This is a genomic window from Bacillus sp. AR4-2, assembly GCF_008274865.1.
GTDB classification, from domain to species: domain Bacteria; phylum Bacillota; class Bacilli; order Bacillales; family Bacillaceae_G; genus Bacillus_A; species Bacillus_A cereus.
Window position 1 is genome coordinate 351,686 of sequence record NZ_CP031062.1, and the last position, 15,305, is coordinate 366,990.

Genomic DNA, 15,305 nt, shown 5'->3' on the forward strand with positions numbered 1-15,305 from the left:
GTAAAAAGAGAGCTCAAAATGTATTGAGCCCTTATATTTACTTAATTGAAGAAGCAAACTGCTCTACAGTCGTTGTATGGTGTATACGAACGCGCTTCATCTTTAACAATTCATCAGGTTCACCCTTCGTAATGAATTGCCCAGGCTTTGTCGTCGTCGCGAATTGATAATACTTCTTCGTTTCTGTAACAACCTTATCATCTACATGACCGAATGGATAAGCAATCGCGATAACAGGCTTACCTGTTATTTTTTCTAGTTTTTCTTTTGAACCTTTTAACTCTTCCTCATAGTTTGTAATTTTCGGTAAGTCTGCATGTGTTGCAGTATGAGATTGCACCGAGAAAATGCCGGAATCAACCATTTCTTTTATTTCAGAAGTAGACAATGCTCCTTCTACATCAACGTTATCAACAATCATATATTCTGTTGCTGCCGGTTTAAAAGTATCATCTTTTAGCTTTTGTAAAACGCGAAATGCATTCATATTATTTTTCATACCGTCATCAAATGTAACGAAAATCGGCTTATTTACTTTATTTATATCGCTCCAGCGTTCAAACGTTAAAAGCGTATAACCATTGTCTTTTAAATGTTTCATTTGTGCTTCAAAGTTAGCTGGTGATACGAATAAGTCTTTAATACCTTGACCATGATAATCATCGATTGCGTGATACATAAGAACAGGAACCTTTTGTTCGAAAGTAATAGTAGATTTCGTAAGCGGGATTGTTTTCCCATCTTCTTTCATTCCTGTTGCTTCAATTTGGAACTCACCGCGTTTTCCTTCAAATTCTTTTATGTCAAAAGGAATTGTAAATTGTTTCTCCTTTTCTTTAGAAGAAAAAGATTTAGCACGTTCCTTTCCATCAGCTGTGCGCCAAATTTTATATTGTACTTCATTTAAAGAATCTTTTAAGTCTGTAATATGAATACTTGTGTTTGTAGATTCGTGTGTGATGGGAGTATAAGAAATTTTACCTTGTTCTGGTAGAGTCTCTTTTTGTATAGCTACTTCTTGAACCTTTTTCTCTTTTTTAGGTTCTTGGCTTACATTGCTAGTATTGCAGCCTGCTAGAATGGCAGACGTACATAAAGCAATTGCTGCGTATTTTCTCATAAAAATCACCTTCTATTGTGTAGTATGTTGCATATTGACATTAAAATCCCCACCGCTATAAGAGTGGTGGGGATATACCCTTGTTCATCATATCATTTGAAGAAAATGAGGGGAATATGATTTTTAGGAGGCTATTAAGGTAATAGATTAGTGACTTTGAATAGATGTATTTTTTTGTTTCTTATTAGAATTAATAATAATATAACCGACTACAAAGATAAGAGGAATAATGAAGACATAGATAGGCATTCCCCATACATAATAGCTTTTCAGCGTTAAGACTAGTAAATGTAAGAAATCGAAAAGGGCGTGAATTTTCATAAGGTCCTCCAATGTTTTTTACAAATTATAACATTTAACGCTTATTATTCGCATAATTTGGAAAGTTATTTAAGCTAATTTTAAAGTAAGAAGAAGACATATTAATATGCAATTTTGCATAAGGATATGTATTTAATTAAAATATAAAGATTTTATACTATAATGAAAACCGCTATAAAACTAAGTAAGAATAATGTATGGAGTGGAGAATAGAAATGAAATATAAAAAAATAATATATATCTTTTTCATATCGCTATTTATAGTTGGTTGTCAAAGTGAAGTGAGTAAAGCGAATAGCGTGGAAGAGTATATTCCATCGCATCTTATGAATGCGGAAGTGACGGCGGATATTATGACACTAGAATTTCCTTATGAGATAAAAGAGAAATTAGAGAAAATAGGAAATAAAATGAGCGATAGTATTACAAATAATTTAGATTGGTATTTGAAGTATGCCGAAGAAGAAATTATACCGAAAAAAACGTTTCCTTATCATCAAAACTTAGGTATTACAAAAGAAGAATATGATTTTATGATAGATAAAATGAATAATGCAGAATATGTAAATACCAAAGACGGAAAACTCTTTTTTAAACAGAAAGATCATGAAATTCAAATTCTCTCTGATGAAAATTTGAAGCTAATTAAAAATATTCGAATTGATACAGAGAAGAATATAATTAAAACTCCTTTAGGAGAATGCGAATATGAAGGTGAAATAAAGGCGTCGGATGAACAAAAAGCTACTGGTCCATGGAGTGGGAAGATGTGGACTTTAAAAAGCGATGGATTACTTTATCATTTTTCATTAGGAAAGTTAAAAAACATAAACAAATCTATCATTTACATTTCAATAAAAGGTATATATAAAGATAGGATTATCAATACAGAAGAAGCAGTTGAATTTCACTCGGTTTCATAAAGAATCAAAAAAACACCTTACTTGTTAAAGTAAGGTGTTTTTTTATTAAATAAACAATCCAGCGATTGTCGCAGATAAAATAGAAGCAAGTGTTGATGCAAATAGCATTTTCCAACCAAATTTAGAAACAACGCTTCCTTGCTTTTCAGAAAGGGCACGGATTGTACCAACGATTGCACCAATTTGGCTAATACTTGCGAAGCTAATTAAGAATACTGTAACGATTCCAACTGTACGTGGAGCTAATGTTGTAGCTGTGTCTTTTAAATCAAGGATTGCTACAAACTCATTTAAAACAATCTTCGTACCCATAATACCACCAGCTGGGATAATATCTTGAGTTGGAATACCCATTAAGAATGCGAATGGAGAAAGTACGTAACCGAAGATTTGTTGTAAAGTAACAGCATGTCCCATTGCGCCTGAAGCTGCACTAATTACGTAGTTTACAACTTCCATCACACCGATAAAGGCGATCATTAATGCGGCAACGATACCAGCTACTTTTAAACCATCAAGCGCACCGTTAATCATTGCGCCGATAAAGCTGTCTCCGAATAGAGTTCTATCAAATTTCTGAATCACTTCATCTTCTTTCTTCGTATCAACTGGTGTTAATAACGAACAAACGATTAAGCTTGAGAATAAGTTTAGCGGAAGAGCTGCCAGTACGTATTTTGCATCTAACATCATTACGTATGATGCTGTAACAGAAGCAGAAACGGAGCTCATCGCAGAACAACAAATGATAAACATACGGTTTTTATTGAAATGCTGTAAATCGTTTTTAATAACGATTAACGCTTCACTTGAACCGAAGAATACAGAGTTTACTGCGTGGAATGACTCAACACGTGGTAAACCAGTAATTTTTGAAATAGCACCGCCGACAACGCGAACGATGAATGGTAAAACACCTAAATAACTAAAGATTGAAAGTAGTGCTGAGAAAAATACGATGATTAATAATACGTTTAAGAAAAAGACAAAATCTCTGTGAATTCCATTAAAGAGAAAATCGACACCTGTCGTACCAAGTTTAATTAGTTTGTTGAAAACTTTACTAATGAAAATAATGATTTGTTGACCAATCTTTGTAGCAAACATAAACCAACCGATTAAAATTTGGAAACCAATCATAATTGCAATTGCACGGAAGTTGATTTTACTTTTGTTGTTTGACAAAGCAAAACATAAACCTAACACGGCAATAATACCGATAATGCTCATTACATATTGCATGTAGTTGCCCCTTTCAGAAGTTCGTATAAAGTTTGTACATAAAACGCTCGTTATATTACTAAAAATAAAGGAATGAGGTTTTATGTCATACGTAAGATGTCTGACCTTTTAGAAAAATAAAAATAAAAAAAGACCCATATGGATTCACTTTCATCTATGAGAGAAAGCTAATCAATATGAGTCCTTTTTTGCGCATAGGCTAATATTCATTAGTTTTCCCCATAGTCCAGCAATTTAAGGTTGCCGGGTAGAAACTCTCGATCCATATTATCAAGTATATATGAGGTAACATCGTCCGTATTAAATTAGTAGTAGCGTAACATTAACAGAGAAGTATCGTCAATAGCTTTTTTTCTTCCAATAGAAAAAGACCATATAAGTATGATAAAATGTAACGCAGTGTTATGAAAAAGAGAGGTCGGAAAATGAGTACTAAAATGACGCCACCAGTTGAGAAAAACGAGTTTATAGATGTAGTATTTGAAGATTTAACACATGATGGTGCCGGTGTTGCGAAAGTAAAGGGCTATCCTATTTTCGTTAAAAACGGATTACCAGGTGAAGAAGCGCAAATTAAAATTATTAAAGTGAAGAAAAACTTTGCATTTGGTCGTTTAATGAAGCTTCATACAGAAAGTCCATATCGTAAAGATGCTGAATGCCCAGTATATAATCAGTGCGGCGGTTGTCAGCTTCAGCACTTAACTTATGAAGGACAATTACAAGCGAAAGAAAAACAAGTACGTGACGTTATGCAACGCATTGGAGGACTAGGTGATGTTCCTGTTCATCCTGTACTTGGCATGAAGAATCCGTGGGTATACCGTAATAAAGCACAAGTACCAATCGGAGAACGTGAAGGCGGACTTGTAGCTGGTTTTTATCGCCAAGGAACGCATGACATCATTAATATGGAATCATGCTTAATTCAGGCAGAAGAAAACGATACATTAATTCAAGAAGTAAAACGTATTTGTGAAAAGCACGGTATCACTGCGTACAACGAAGAGCGTAACAAAGGAACACTTCGTCACGTAATGGCTCGTTACGGACAAGTAACAGGGGAAATTATGCTTGTCTTCATTACGCGTACAGCAGAATTACCGAACAAAAAAGCAATTATTGAAGAAATTGCAGCGAAATTCCCAGAAGTAAAATCAATTGTTCAAAACGTAAATACGAAGCGTACGAATGTAATTTTCGGAGACAAAACGACAGTACTGTACGGATCAGAATACATTTATGACTTTATCGGTGACATTAAATTTGCGATTTCAGCACGTTCATTCTATCAAGTAAACCCAGAGCAAACGAAAGTGCTTTACGATAAAACGTTAGAATACGCAAAATTAAATGGTAACGAAACAGTAATCGATGCCTATTGCGGAATCGGATCAATCTCGTTATTCCTAGCGCAAAAAGCGAAAAAAGTGTACGGCGTTGAAATCGTCCCAGAAGCAATTGAAGACGCAAACCGAAATGCAGCACTAAACAACATGACAAACGCTGAATTTGGCGTAGGAGAGGCAGAAGTAGTCATTCCAAAATGGTACAAAGAAGGCGTAATTGCTGACACAATGGTCGTAGACCCACCGCGTAAAGGCTGTGACGAAGCATTACTAAACACAATCATCGACATGAAGCCAAACCGTGTCGTATACGTATCATGTAATCCAGCAACATTAGCACGTGATTTAAAAGTACTAGAAGAAGGCGGATATAAAACACAGGAAGTACAACCTGTTGATATGTTCCCGCATACGACTCATGTGGAGTGTGTGGCTTGGCTTAAGTTGGTATAATAGGAAAGCAGTTGATATAGGGGAAATCTATACCACCTGCTTTTTGGTTTACAAAAATACCATTCATAAGCGATTTTAGTTAAAATAAATATTGCTGATTTTCACAAATTATAAATTGAGATTTTGAAATTGTATTCATAGTGAGAGGATTTGAATTTGAAATGATAGATAATTTTTGGCGTGAATTACCACGACCATTTTTCGTACTTGCACCAATGGAAGATGTGACAGACGTTGTTTTCCGTCACGTAGTAAGTGAAGCAGGTCGTCCGGACGTATTCTTCACAGAGTTTACAAACTCGGATAGCTATTGTCATCCAGAAGGTATGAAAAGTGTACGTGGCCGTTTAATTTTTACAGAAGACGAACAGCCGATGGTGGCACATATTTGGGGAGACAATCCCGAATACTTCCGTCAAATGAGTATTGGTATGGCAGAACTAGGATTTAAAGGCATCGATATTAACATGGGTTGCCCAGTACCGAACGTTGCATCAAGAGGAAAAGGTAGTGGCCTTATTCTACGTCCAGACGTTGCGGCAGAACTTATCCAAGCAGCAAAAGCGGGCGGACTACCTGTCAGTGTAAAAACACGACTTGGCTTTAAAGAGTTAAGCGAGTGGGAAGATTGGTTAACGCACATTTTCAAACAAGATATTGCAAACCTTTCTATTCACTTACGTACAAGAGAAGAAATGAGCCAAGTAGATGCGCATTGGGAACTAATTCCGGAAATTAAAAAATTACGTGACCGTATCGCACCAAATACGTTAATAACAATCAATGGGGACATTCTTGATCGTAAAATGGGGCTGGAACTTGCTGAAAAATACGGCATTGATGGCGTAATGATCGGACGAGGCATCTTCAAAAATCCATTTGCTTTTGAAAAAGAGCCGAGAGAGCATAGCAGTAAAGAGCACCTAGATCTTTTAAGACTACAACTTGATCTTCAAGATCAATATGCAGAAGTACTGCCACGCTCAATCACAGGGCTTCACCGCTTCTTCAAAATTTATGTAAAAGGCTTCCCTGGAGCTGCTGAATTGAGAAATCAATTGATGAGTACGAAATCGACTGATGAGGTGCGTGCTTTGTTGGATAAGTTTGAGGATAGTGTTGGTGTGGCACAGAATGGTGAGACGGTTTAACTTTTAAGCAGTTAAATCATTTCATATGTAGTGCATGACATGAGTGAGTTGAAAATAAGTGCAGAGCTGGAAAAGAACAGTGTATTTGAGAAATCAAAACACTGTTTTTTTTCTTTTAGTTAATGTTAAGAGAGAAATCCTTTTATAGGCATATAAAAAACATGTAAGAGCGCTGTAGATACAATGATAGAGAAAAGTTCGGGTAAGACTATAAAACATATCTTTAAAATGTTAAAGTATTAATTTAGCGGACAATAATTAAAAGGTTAGATTAAACATGATAATTTAAAGTAGGTTATAGCATAAACTTTAACCGCTGAATAAATAATCAACATTTCAGGAGGGAAACCCAATGGCAATGAGCAACAACGATATATTAAAAAGAGTACGATACGCTTTAGATATAAAAGACATAGATATGGTAGAAATCTTTAAACTTGGCGGGATGGAAGTAACGAAAGAAGACGTAGTTGATATGCTTACAAAAATAAAGAGAGCTCCTCAGCATGAAGCTGAAAATGATGAGGTAGCTGAAGATGAGTACGTAAAAACATGCGATATGATGATGTTAGAGGCATTTTTAAATGGATTTATTACTTTAAAAAGAGGAAAGCAAGATCCGAAACCAGGGCAGCCTGCACCTGTACAGAGCAAGGAGAGTGCCAATAACCTTCTTCTAAAGAAAATGAAAATCGCACTATCTTTAACGAGTGAGGATGTACTTGATATATTAGATAGCGTAGGCGTTACGGTAACAAAAGGAGAGTTAGGCGCTCTATTAAGAAAGAAAGGCCATAAAAATTACAAAGAGTGCGGCGATAGATACGCAAGGAATTTCATTAAGGGATTAGGTGTAAAGTATAGAGGATAATAAGCTTGCTAAAGCAGTAAATGATATAATAGGTAGAGTAGGACGTTCGTATCCTACTCTTTTTTATTTGTAAAAATACTATGCTAGGTGATGAAATGGTACATACATATTTAGGTGAGACAATTAATTTTCATATAACTTATAAGAAGAAAAAGTCCGTGCGTCTTTTTGTGGATTCGTATGGAAATGTGGAAGTGCAAGCTCCGAAAGGAACACCTGTTGAATACTTAGTCCAGTTGCTAGAGGAGAAGTGGGATTGGATTCAGGCAACACGTAAGGAAATGCAGGAGAGAGCGCTTGGACCACAGGAAAAGGACTATGATCAAGGAGAGGGCTTTCTATATTTAGGAAGTACGTATCCGATACAGATTTCCCAAGATGCAAGCATTGAGCAAGACAATGCGATTTTTGAAGGGGATAAGTTACATATTTATGTGAAAGAGCTTAAGGATGAGAAAATACAACAAGCTTTAAAACGATTTTACTATAAGCAGTGTAAATCTTTAGTAGAGAAGAGTATTAAAGCGCATCAAAGTAATTTCAAAACAAAACCACGTTCTATTCGTATTACAGATAGTAGTCGTACTTGGGGTACTTGCGATTCAAATTTACAACTAACATTCAATTGGAAGCTAGCAATGGCACCACAGCGAGTAATTGACTATGTAGTCGTTCATGAAATGTGTCATATGGTTCATTTAAATCATGATCGCTCTTTTTGGCGTCTTGTCGGGAAGATAATGCCTGATTATAAAGAAATGGAGAATTGGTTAGCGTTATCTAGTTGGAAGATGACGGTTTAGGAAGGGATATCGATTTTTGTCTGTAAATCGATATTTCTTGTCGAATCGTTGATATATTGTGAGTTTTGATAGATATATTTTAAAAATCGTTGATATATTGTAAGTTATGATAGATATATTCGAAAAATCGTTGATATAATTTCATTTACCACAGGATTGTTCAACAAATCGAAAAGAGAAGAGGTCACAGCAGACATCTCCTCTTTTCGACCATATAGATTATCGCCCAAACTTCACAATGAAAGTATCTGCTGTTTTCTCCATCTCATACCCAAGATACCCCTCCGAAAGCAAAGCCTGCTGTCCACTAGCATCACTCATTAGAATACTTTGAATATCCGTCCAATCGCTTTCTTTATCTCCGCGCAATTTCTTCACAAAAACATACCGCAGACTACCACCATACTTCTCCTTTAGCGCAGCAATCGCCATCCCTTGCGCAAACTTATCCTTCAAACTCGGGATGTTAAAAGGAGCAACGGTGCAGCATACATAATCATATTTGCTATCTTCTTTTTGTAATTCGTCCATGATGACGTTTGCTAATATTTTTTGCATCCCATTTCCTCGGCAGTTCGGATGAACGTTTGAGATTTCTTGATAGATGACGCGGTGCAGTTCACTTTCTGATAGACCAATATCAAGCCCTAAATGTTCATCGTCGATAGGAGGGACGAGTAGAGCGCGAAATGCGATGAGTTCGTTTTCGATAAAAGCACCGATCATCATGCCGTTTCCTTCTAGAATGTATTGAAATTCTTCTTGTGAGAGTGGTTGTAAACGACTTTTATCTTCTAGTGTTTCAACTACGATGTTTTGTAGTGATAAAATTTGTTCGATGTGCTCTAGTGATAGTAATGTAACGTGAAATGATTCGTTATTTTGTTTTAATGTTCCTTTGTATAGAACTGTCATGCGTTAGTCCTCCTTTAGCGTACAATGTCCTGAAAGACGGTGAGTTCTTGTAATGTATCTTCGTTTATTTCAATGCCGAGTCCAGGCTTTTCGTTTAAGCGAATGAATGGTACGTCGTAATGTAAGTTTCCGATGTCTTTTGTGAATTTTAATGGCCCTGTTAGCTCTACGCTCGTAATGATTTTCTTTGAGAAAGCGACATGGAATCCTGCGGAAGAGGCAACAGATGATTCGACCATTGATCCCACTTGGCATTCAATGCCTGCCATTTCTGCTTGATGAGCGAGCTTTACAGCTGGATATATGCCGCCGCATTTCATTAGTTTTATATTTACTTTATCAGCAGCTTCTAATTTAATAATTTGGCGCATTTCACGAGAACTTTTTAATCCTTCATCAATCATAAGCGGGAGGTCTGTTTTAGAACGAATATGAGCCATGGCATCAATATCGTCCGCGATAACAGGTTGTTCAATCCAGTCAATGTTTAAATGTCCTAATGAACGTAGTGCTGTTAATGTGTTTGCGCTATTTTTCCAGCCTTGGTTTACATCAACGCGAATAGCGATGTCATTTCCTACACGTTCTCGTACAGCTTCAATACGTTTCACATCTTCTTTTACATTTGTACCAACTTTCATTTTGAAAGATTGGTAACCTTTTTGAATCATAGAAGCAGCTTCTTCAGCCATGTTTTCTGGATCGGCAATACTTAAAACATGAGTGACAGGGAATTCTTCATGATAGCGCCCGCCAATTAATTGATATACAGGTTGATTTAGTTTTTTGCCCATTATATCAAAACAAGCAATATCAATTGCGGCTTTCGCTGTTGGAACACCGTAAATTGTATTGTCCATCATGTCGTGTATTTTTTCGATATTCATTGGATTTTGCCCGATTAGAGCAGGGGTTAGCGTATGTTTTAAAGTATGGAAAGTACTTTCCCATGATTCACCTGTGACGTGATCATCAGCAACGCCTTCACCGTAACCGATAATACCTTCATCTGTTTCCATTTTGACGATAATAGAGGGCATATCAGAATAAGAGCCATAACTAATAACAAACGGATTGCGAAGCGGTAAACGAATTGCGTAAAGATGAATAGCTGTAATTTTCATTGAATAGAAACCCCTTCCTGTTTACAATAGTTTTATACATTTGATATAGTTGACGTTAAATAGTCGTTAATTAATGATAAGGAGTTAGAGAAAATGATGATAAAAATTGCAGTTGTCGGTTCAAAGGAGTTTATGGAGAACCTTTTTCCAATTGCTCAAAAATTAGAAGGAATAGAAATTGATCCATATATTTACCTTCATCCGGCGGAATCTTCTGAACTATTAAAGTGTTTAAAGCCTTGTGATGTCATCTTTTTCTCAGGTGCTTTACCTTATTATATGGCAAAAGAAATAAGAGAACAATTACGAATTCCAAGTACATACTTACAGCAAGACGAGACAACTGTCGCATCTTCAATTCTTTCTATCATGTATCATCAAAGTATTCAACCACATAACATTTCCATCGATTTAGTAGACCGCTCGTTTATTACAAATGTGTTCCATGATATCGGTATAAAAGAAAGTCCACAAGTGTTGGATTATGAAAATATGCTGTGGAGTAAAGATGAAATAAATAGAGTTATCGATTTTCATGTAGCTAAATATCAATATGGAGAGGCTCATTTAGCTTTAACTAGTATTCACGCTGTTTACGACGAGCTTCAAAAAATAGGTATTCCTTCAGAGCGTATGATTGATCCAACACAGTCCATTATACATGGGCTAAAAGATGCAAAAATAAAAGCTGAGTTAGCAAAAAGCTATTCAGCTACTGTTGGTGCTTGTATTATTTCTTCCTTAGAATTACGAGCGAGTTTGCTTGAAAAACTAGATGTCATTTCAAAAGAACTACGTGGTTCATTTAAACAAGTGGATGAAATGACATGCATTTTGTATACAACTCGTGGTGATATCGAATCGATTATTAAAACAAATGCGATAGATAACTTGTTTGCGAGCATAGAAGGAACGATAGCTATTGGATTTGGTTATGGGAAAACCGTGAAAGAAGCGGAGCAAAATGCAAAAATTGCTCAAAGTTTTGCAAAGAACAATCCAATAGATCGTTGTTTTTATATACTAACAAGTGATAAAGATTTGTTTGGTCCGTTCCCGAAAGAACAGAGAGTACAAAGTTTGAAAAATGATAATCCGGAACTAATGAAAATAGCGAAGGAAACGAAGCTTAGTCCGGCCAACTTGTCAAAAATCATTCAATTTAGTCAATCGCACCCGTCATTGAAGTTTACAGCAGCTGACCTTTCTGAGTATTTACAAGTGACTCGAAGATCGACAGAAAGGTTGTTAAAGAAATTAGTTGATTACGGGTATGCTCATATTTGCGGCGAGGAAATGCCCTATCAACAAGGGCGACCTCGCGCACTATATGAACTGAATTTACCGCTATTTTTAAGCTTCTAGTTGAGCTTTTTGTTTCTTTAGTAGTTCTGCTTTTTCAATGTCTGATAGTTTTACAATTGTGAAGCCTGTTATACCATAAATGATTGAGATAATAGGTACGATGAAATTCAAAATAGCATACGGGGCATATTCAAATGCACCTACGCCAAGTGTAGCGAGAATAAATACACCGCACGTATTCCAAGGAACGAAGACAGAAGTTAATGTTCCGCCATCTTCTAATGCTCTGGATAAGTTTTTTGAATGTAGTCCTTTTTCTGTGTATGCATTTGCGTACATTCTTGAAGGGACAACAATTGAAATATATTGTTCAGAGCAAGTAAGGTTTGTTGCAAAACAAGATGCGATAGTAGAAGCGATAAGCCCTTTTGCTGATTTCGCTAACTTTAAAATCTGATTTACAATTGAGCGAAGAATACCTGTATGTTCTAATACTCCTCCGAAAGTCATAGCGACAATTGTCATCGAGACTGTATTCATCATCGAATCTAAGCCACCGCGGTTAAATAGTTCGTCTACTAGCTTGTTTCCAGTGTCTATAACAAATCCAGCTTGGAGTGCACCGACAGATGCTGATACAGAACCACCTTGAATAAAGACTTGTGATAAAAATCCTAAAATAATACCGACGAGAATCGCTGGTATGGCAGGGACCTTTTTAGCGACCAATACCATAACGACTACGGGTATAATGAGTAGGAAAGGTGAGATAACAAAGTTTTGTTGCAATACTTGTAACGTTTGATCGATGCTCTTCGCATCAATATTGTTAGCGCCGAAGCTTCTTCCTAAGACCGCGTAGACGATAAGAGTAATAATTAAACCTGGAACTGTAGTAAATAACATATGACGAATGTGTGCGAATAAATCTGTATTTGTTAATCCTGCGGCTAAGTTAGTTGTGTCTGAAAGCGGTGACATTTTATCGCCAAAATAAGAGCCTGAAATAATGGCACCAGCAACCATTGGAGCTGGAATTCCCATACTTAGGCCAATTCCCATTCCAGCAACACCAATTGTGCCCATTGTAGACCAAGAGCTACCAATTGCTAATGCTACGATAGAACAAATGACGGTAATGGAAACTAAAAATAGTGATGGAGTTAAAAGTTTTAAACCGTAATAAATCATCGTTGCGACGATTCCACCGCCAATCCAAGCACCAATTGTTAAGCCAACAAGAATAATAATGACGATAGCGGGTAATGCAAGACGAATCCCTTTATACATTGCTTCTTCAAGATCATTCCATTTGTAACCGTAACGCCAAGCGACAATAGAAGCAACGGTTGTACCAATAATAAGTGGAACGTGAGGGGTTTGTTTTAATACAACAATTGTAACCATCATAACTGCAACGGTAATGATAATAGGGATAATCGCTATTCCAAAAGGTATTTCTTTTTTCATAAAGTTCCTCCTTGTTACGTATGTTTGTTTGTATTTTTAGAATTGTCGTAAAATAGACGTTTATTAGGTTATGATAACTAAAAGTTTATGTAAGCGTCAACATAAAAAACAGAAAATAAGGAATGTTCTAGTTGTTTGTTTAGTTTGTAATATAAGTGCAGAGTAAGCTTTTTAAGTATTTAAAAATAAATAATTGACTTTTTTCTTAAAATTCAATATGTTCATAAAAACATCTGTTTTTCATAAGTATAATTAACCCGAATCGTTTGTAATGTGGGAAGGAGACTGGAACGTTGAAAACATTAGAACTACAAGAGCGCTTAACGGAGATTTTTCAGCATTTACACGAAAACCCTGAAGTAAGTTGGAAAGAATATGAAACGACAGCGTATATTACTGACTTTTTAAAAGAAGAAGGAATTTCATATAGAACATTTGATGATTGTCCAGGTGTAATTGCTGAGATTGGAGGCGGGAATCCAGTTATTGCGATTCGTGCTGATATGGATGCACTTTGGCAAGAAGTAAATGGAGAATTTAAAGCGAACCATTCATGTGGCCATGATGCTCATATGACCATTGTAATGGGACTTATTTTACAATTGAAAAATATGAGATGGAAAAGTGGTACGGTTAGATTTATTTTTCAGCCAGCAGAAGAGAAGGGGAATGGTGCTTTGAAGATGGTGGAGAAAGGTGCTGTAGATGATGCTGATTTCTTATTTGGCGTCCATCTAAGACCAATTGAAGAACTATCTTTGAAACAAGCAGCCCCATCTATTCGTCATGGAGCAGCAGGATTTTTAGAGGGTATGATTCATGGGGAGGATGCACACGGGGCAAGACCACATCAAGGTGTGAATGCAATTGATGTCATTTCCATGATTAATATCGGTTTGAAAAATATCTGGCTGCCACCGCAAAGTTCTTATTCAGTAAAAATGACGAGATGCCAAGCTGGTGGTGATAATTTAAATATTATTCCGGGAAATGGTCATTTCAGTTTAGATGTAAGAGCAGAGAGTAATATACTATTAGAAGAATTAAAGAAAAAGATTGAGCATGTAATAGAATCAGCTGCATCGATGGGATCAAAAACTTCATACGAATGGATGGATCTTGCACCAGGAGCAGAGGTTTCCGAAGAAGCAGAGCGCTTTATGCGTAAAGGTATTCTCGAAGTGTATGGGGAAGAGAGATGCACAGGGCCTCTCTATACGACAGGAAGCGATGATTTCCATTACTATACAGTGAAAAGACCACATTTAAAAGCTGTCATGCTTGGACTAGGAGCAGACCTACAACCTGGATTACACCATCCGTATATGAGGTTTGATCATAGTTGTATTATGGATGGGGTAGAAATATTGAAACAAACTGTATTGAAAGTGTTAGAAGACAGGGGCTAGAGAGCTCCTGTTTTTTTGTCGTGAATTGTCGGCAAATCGATATATTTGAAAAACCGTTGATATATTTTGAGTTATGATAGATATATTGAGAAAATCGTTGATATATTTGAAGTTACGATAGATATATTGAGAAAATCGTTGATATAATTTCACGTACCTATTAATTTGATGAAAAATGAGCCTCCAGTACATGGTGTATAATAATAAGTATCATTTTTTAATAGGAGAAAACGAATGAACGAACAATATTACGATGCAGTTTTACATATAAAAACAGTCGGTGAGCAAAAAGGGTTTAACAAGTCTATGCATTATCATCGCTATGAACCGACACCGTATAGCGGGTTAGATGAGTTATTGAATCAATATGAAATACGAAGTAGCGACCGAATTGTAGACTTTGGGTGCGGAAAAGGGCGATTAAACTTTTATATGCATCATAAATGTGGTGCTTCAGCAGTTGGAATTGAAATGAATGAAGAGTTTTATAAAGAAGCGATGGATAATCGAGATCGTTATGCACGAAAGGCACGAAACAGTAAGGGGAAAATTCAATTCCAATGTTGTTTAGCGCAGGAATATGAGATTGATCCACATGATAATAGGTTTTATTTCTTTAATCCGTTTTCTGTGCAAGTGTTTATGAATGTAGTAAATAACATTTTGCTTTCAGTAGAAGAAACGGGGAGAGAAGTAGATATTATTTTATATTATCCTTCTGAGGACTATATTTTCTTCTTAGAAAATCAGACTGCGTTTGAGCTGAAGAAAGAAGTTAGATTGTCAGGTGCTTATGAGAAGAATGGGAATGAGAGGTTTTTAGTTTATACATTAGGGTAATAAAAAAAC

The 15,305-nt window shown here is 36.2% G+C and carries 13 protein-coding genes and 1 riboswitch; of the genes, 8 read left to right on the top strand and 5 right to left on the bottom strand.

Features of this window, described 5'->3' with window-relative positions; translation table 11 throughout:
- Positions 1-37: 37 nt before the first annotated feature.
- Positions 38-1,120, bottom strand: coding sequence for a polysaccharide deacetylase family protein (locus DN399_RS01925; RefSeq protein WP_006926212.1), 1,083 nt, complete (start codon positions 1,118-1,120; stop codon positions 38-40).
- A 536-nt stretch (positions 1,121-1,656) separates the two neighbouring features.
- On the opposite strand from DN399_RS01925, the gene DN399_RS01930 reads away from it, so the two are divergent.
- On the top strand, positions 1,657-2,364 hold the full coding sequence (locus DN399_RS01930) for a hypothetical protein (RefSeq protein WP_000875597.1): 708 nt from the start codon (positions 1,657-1,659) through the stop codon (positions 2,362-2,364).
- A 45-nt stretch (positions 2,365-2,409) separates the two neighbouring features.
- On the opposite strand, the gene DN399_RS01935 is transcribed toward DN399_RS01930, so the two are convergent.
- Positions 2,410-3,606 carry a NupC/NupG family nucleoside CNT transporter gene (locus DN399_RS01935; RefSeq protein ID WP_001200484.1) on the bottom strand — a complete coding sequence of 399 codons (1,197 nt, stop codon included), beginning with the start codon at positions 3,604-3,606 and terminating at the stop codon, positions 2,410-2,412.
- A gap of 202 nt (positions 3,607-3,808) precedes the next feature.
- Positions 3,809-3,910: riboswitch (purine riboswitch) on the bottom strand.
- 121 nt (positions 3,911-4,031) lie between these two features.
- Here DN399_RS01935 and rlmD point away from each other — a divergent pair.
- From rlmD to DN399_RS01955, 4 genes are all read left to right on the top strand, one after another.
- The gene (rlmD, locus tag DN399_RS01940; protein WP_000105032.1) at positions 4,032-5,408 is read left to right on the top strand and encodes a 23S rRNA (uracil(1939)-C(5))-methyltransferase RlmD; all 1,377 of its coding nucleotides are present in this window, start codon (positions 4,032-4,034) and stop codon (positions 5,406-5,408) included.
- A gap of 161 nt (positions 5,409-5,569) precedes the next feature.
- Positions 5,570-6,559, top strand: a complete 990-nt coding sequence (locus DN399_RS01945; protein WP_149149302.1) for a tRNA dihydrouridine synthase — start codon at positions 5,570-5,572, stop codon at positions 6,557-6,559.
- A 352-nt stretch (positions 6,560-6,911) separates the two neighbouring features.
- Positions 6,912-7,430, top strand: coding sequence for a YehS family protein (locus tag DN399_RS01950; protein WP_001251702.1), 519 nt, complete (start codon positions 6,912-6,914; stop codon positions 7,428-7,430).
- A 95-nt stretch (positions 7,431-7,525) separates the two neighbouring features.
- Positions 7,526-8,233, top strand: a complete 708-nt coding sequence (locus tag DN399_RS01955) for a M48 family metallopeptidase (RefSeq protein WP_000233742.1) — start codon at positions 7,526-7,528, stop codon at positions 8,231-8,233.
- Positions 8,234-8,452: 219 nt separating this feature from the next.
- On the opposite strand, the gene DN399_RS01965 is transcribed toward DN399_RS01955, so the two are convergent.
- Positions 8,453-9,148: a hypothetical protein gene (locus DN399_RS01965; protein WP_000217578.1), complete on the bottom strand. Its 696-nt coding sequence runs from the start codon at positions 9,146-9,148 to the stop codon at positions 8,453-8,455.
- A 14-nt stretch (positions 9,149-9,162) separates the two neighbouring features.
- Positions 9,163-10,272 (bottom strand): mandelate racemase/muconate lactonizing enzyme family protein, encoded by a 1,110-nt coding sequence (locus tag DN399_RS01970; RefSeq protein ID WP_000704492.1) that lies wholly within the window; start codon positions 10,270-10,272, stop codon positions 9,163-9,165.
- A 93-nt stretch (positions 10,273-10,365) separates the two neighbouring features.
- On the opposite strand from DN399_RS01970, the gene DN399_RS01975 reads away from it, so the two are divergent.
- Positions 10,366-11,637 (top strand): hypothetical protein, encoded by a 1,272-nt coding sequence (locus tag DN399_RS01975; protein WP_000972814.1) that lies wholly within the window; start codon positions 10,366-10,368, stop codon positions 11,635-11,637.
- Here DN399_RS01975 and nhaC read toward each other — a convergent pair.
- Positions 11,626-13,047: a Na+/H+ antiporter NhaC gene (gene nhaC, locus DN399_RS01980; protein ID WP_000711525.1), complete on the bottom strand. Its 1,422-nt coding sequence runs from the start codon at positions 13,045-13,047 to the stop codon at positions 11,626-11,628. The genes DN399_RS01975 and nhaC overlap by 12 nt on opposite strands.
- A 293-nt stretch (positions 13,048-13,340) precedes the next feature.
- Here nhaC and DN399_RS01985 point away from each other — a divergent pair, with 293 nt between their 5' ends.
- Together DN399_RS01985 and DN399_RS01990 are read left to right on the top strand one after the other, a co-directional pair.
- The gene (locus DN399_RS01985; RefSeq protein ID WP_000853516.1) at positions 13,341-14,456 is read left to right on the top strand and encodes a M20 peptidase aminoacylase family protein; all 1,116 of its coding nucleotides are present in this window, start codon (positions 13,341-13,343) and stop codon (positions 14,454-14,456) included.
- Positions 14,457-14,690: 234 nt separating this feature from the next.
- The gene (locus DN399_RS01990) at positions 14,691-15,296 is read left to right on the top strand and encodes an SAM-dependent methyltransferase (RefSeq protein WP_001005627.1); all 606 of its coding nucleotides are present in this window, start codon (positions 14,691-14,693) and stop codon (positions 15,294-15,296) included.
- The last annotated feature ends 9 nt before the right edge of the window (positions 15,297-15,305 follow it).